At 59.7% G+C, this 3484-nt stretch carries 2 protein-coding genes; both read left to right on the forward strand.

Going from position 1 to position 3484, the window contains the following annotated elements:
* On the forward strand, positions 1-2907 hold a 2907-nt coding region (locus Y707_RS29150; protein ID WP_026535888.1), incomplete at its 5' end, for a LamG-like jellyroll fold domain-containing protein.
* 89 nt (positions 2908-2996) lie between these two features.
* On the forward strand, positions 2997-3484 hold a 488-nt coding region (locus tag Y707_RS0116465; RefSeq protein ID WP_026535889.1), incomplete at its 3' end, for an ATP-binding protein.

The raw sequence follows: 3484 nt of genomic DNA on the forward strand, positions 1-3484 counted from the left end.
CAAGCCGACGCCATCGGCTGGATCGCGGCATGGGACGCGTCCACCGGGGAGGTCATTCCCGGCTTCACACCGACTATCAACACACGCCGGGGATCCGGCGTGTGGGCGTCTGCGGTCGATGGTAATGGCACACTCTGGGCAGGCGGCGACTTGACCAGGGCAGCCACACCGAGTTCGCAGAGCAAGTGGGCGGGCGGATTCGCCCGGTTCCCGCAAACCGATTCCGCCGCACCCAGCGCGCCTACCGACCTGACGAAGTCTTTGGATGGCGCGACCACGGTCCGCCTTGCCTGGGGCGCCTCAACGGATAACGGCGGGAACGTCTCCTACCAGGTCCTCCGCAATGACCGTGTGATCGCGACAACGTCCACACGTAGTGCAGTAGTGCCCAAAGACGGTGAAAACCGGTACTTCATCCGGGCTGTGGACCCGGCCGGAAACCTCTCGGCCAGTACGCCGGTGATTGCCGCCTCCGGTGGAAACGCCGCGCCGGTGCCTGAATTCAGCGCAACGGTTGACGGCATGCGGGTCAATGTCGATGCGTCGGGATCCAGCGACGACGGCACGATCGCCAACTACGCATGGGACTTCGGGGATGGCGGCTCCGGTACCGGTGCCACCGCGTCTCATACCTTCAGCGCAGCAGGCGAATATGACGTTCGGTTGGTCGTTACGGACGATGGCGGAGAGCTCGCGAGCCTGACCAAAACCGTAACTATTATCCAGCCGGCTCCTGCTGATGCTTATGGTGCGGCAGTTTACGAGGACGGGCCGGACCTGTACTGGCGACTTGGCGAGCCGACAGGGCCGGTGGCCAAGGACTCAAGCACGTCGCTGAGTCCGGGGACGTATTCCGGCTCCGTCACTCAGGGAGCGGCCGGAGCGCTGGCAGGAGTAGATGATTCGGCGGCGGACTTTGATGGTTCATCCGGGCTCGTAGCCGGTGACAAGGCATACACTAATCCATCCAATTATTCGCTCGAACTGTGGTTCAACACCACGACAACCCGAGGCGGAAAACTGATCGGTTTCGGAAACCAGGCTTCCGGTTTGTCCTCCAGCTATGACCGCCATGTTTATATGCAGGACGACGGCAAGCTTGTATTCGGTGTATGGACCGGGGCGATGAACACGATCACCACGCCGGCCAGCTACAACGATGGCGGCTGGCACCATATGACTGCCACGCAGTCCGGTGACGGCATGGTTCTCTACGTTGACGGTCAGCGGGTAGGGACGCACCCGCAGACCGCGGCACAGGACTACACGGGTTACTGGCGGGTCGGCGGAGACACCACTTGGGGCTCCAGCAGCCCGTACCTGGATGGGGCTATAGATGAAGTTGCCGTCTATAACGGGGCACTTACCGGACTGCAAGTGGCCCGGCACTATTCCCTGGGGGCGGATGAGGAACCGCCTGTGTTCGCAGAGCCGACGGATAACTACGGTGCCGCTGTTTATGCGGCGGATCCCGCTGCTTACTGGCGACTGAATGACGCCTCCGGCACCGTCGTGGCCGATTACAGTGGAACATTCAACACGGCTGACTACAACGGCGGGGTTACCTTGGGCTCAGACGGGGCACTGGCTGGAAACAGCGACAAGGCCGCCGCTTTTGATGGGGTTGACGATTTCACCGCAAATCGAACGATTACCACCAACCCCACTGTCTATTCGCTCGAAACCTGGTTCAAGACGGACACCACCCAGGGTGGAAAGCTGATCGGCTTTGGGAACGCCGCGACCGGTCTGTCGACTAACTACGACCGGCATATCTACATGCGCGATGATGGGACGTTGCTCTTCGGAACCTATACCGGCCAGGAGAATACGATCACGACCCCTGGGTCGTATAACGACAATTCGTGGCACCATGTGGTTGCCACCCAGTCGGACCAAGGCATGGTCTTGTATGTCGATGGAGTTATGGCTGGTACCAATCCGCAGACGTCGGCACAGAGTTACGCCGGCTATTGGCGTCTCGGTGGAGACCGGGTCTGGTCAGGGGCTACCAGCAACTTCTTCAAAGGGACGCTCGACGAAGCCGCTGTCTATAAGGCTGCACTCAGCTCCGAGGAAGTGGCACAACACTACCGGATTGGCGCGGATGTACCTCCGCCTCCCAATCAAGCTCCCGTGGCTGAATTTTCAGCACCGATGACGGATCTTACCGTTGCGGCGGATGGTTCCGCCTCTACCGATCCTGATGGAACTATCTCCTCCTACAACTGGGATTTTGGTGATGGTGCCAGTGATACGGGTGCAACCGCCACGCATACTTACGCAGCCGCCGGCACCTATTCCGTTACCTTGACGGTCACCGACAACGAAGGGGCCACCAATGTGAGGACTGCGGAGGTAACGGCTACAGAACCTGCTCCGCCGGTGGAGCAGGTGGCCGTCCAGACGGGCTCGGATTGGGCGTGGCGGTTCGAAACCGGCGCACCTCCAGCGGACTGGAAGGAACGGGGCTTTGACACCTCCGCCTGGCAAACTGGCCCCGCGGTTCTAGGATTTGGCTCTACCGACATAGCAACCAATATTGACATCGCCGGACCGGCCACAGAGCGGCCGCGGGCGGCTTACTTCAGTCGAACGTTCAACGTTGATGATGCCTCCAAGGCTGTAAAATTGAACGTGAAATCATTCGCTGATGACGGCGTCGTTATCTACGTCAACGGGACCGAGGTTGCCCGCCGTAACATGCCGACGGGAGAAATTACGCATCTGACCTTTGCCTCGTCCGCGCACAGGTGGTCCTTCGCCACAGCCAATCCTGTTGAAGTGGAGATTCCGGCGGAGCTGCTGGTGACGGGGACCAACACAATTGCGGCGGAAACGCACTTGAATTACCGCAGGACACCCGACATAGGATTCGAACTCAGCGCAATTTTGACCACTCGGTAAGAAGGGAAGGCTTGCGGCATGACTCAAATTGCCGCGAGCCTTCTTTCCGACGCAGGTTTTTCCAAGGTCGCTATAGGAATATTCCAATCATGTCTCCGGAATATAAATCTTGGTCGTTCATTGGGCGCAGGGCCCTCGTAGAGGACACTGCATCCCATCTAAAAGCGGCCCGAAGCGTCATCTTGCTTGGAGGCCCCGGTTTGGGGAAGACAAGTCTGGCGAATCAGGCGCTCGGGCAGATCCACGAATCAACTCTGACATTTCGGATTCGGGCGACGCCGGCAGTATCGGAGGTGCCCTACGGGGCACTCGGAGTTCTCCTCAGCGAACTGGACCATCAGGATTTGACGCATCCAATGTTCGTGTTGCAGGAGCTGGGCAGGCATCTGGCAGACCAGGCTGCGGGCCGCACGGTTGTTCTCTTTGTCGATAATGTCGAGGACCTGGATGAGATGTCAGCTGTTGTGGTCTCGCAATTGGTGCGGCAACGAGCCATCGTGTTGCTCTGTACCGGTGGGGCTATCGGCCGAGTGGCACCGGAATTTTCACACCTCTGGAGAGAGGGAGCCCTCGCCCG

The organism is Arthrobacter sp. H14 (assembly GCF_000520495.1).
Classification (GTDB): Bacteria; Actinomycetota; Actinomycetes; order Actinomycetales; family Micrococcaceae; genus Arthrobacter_C.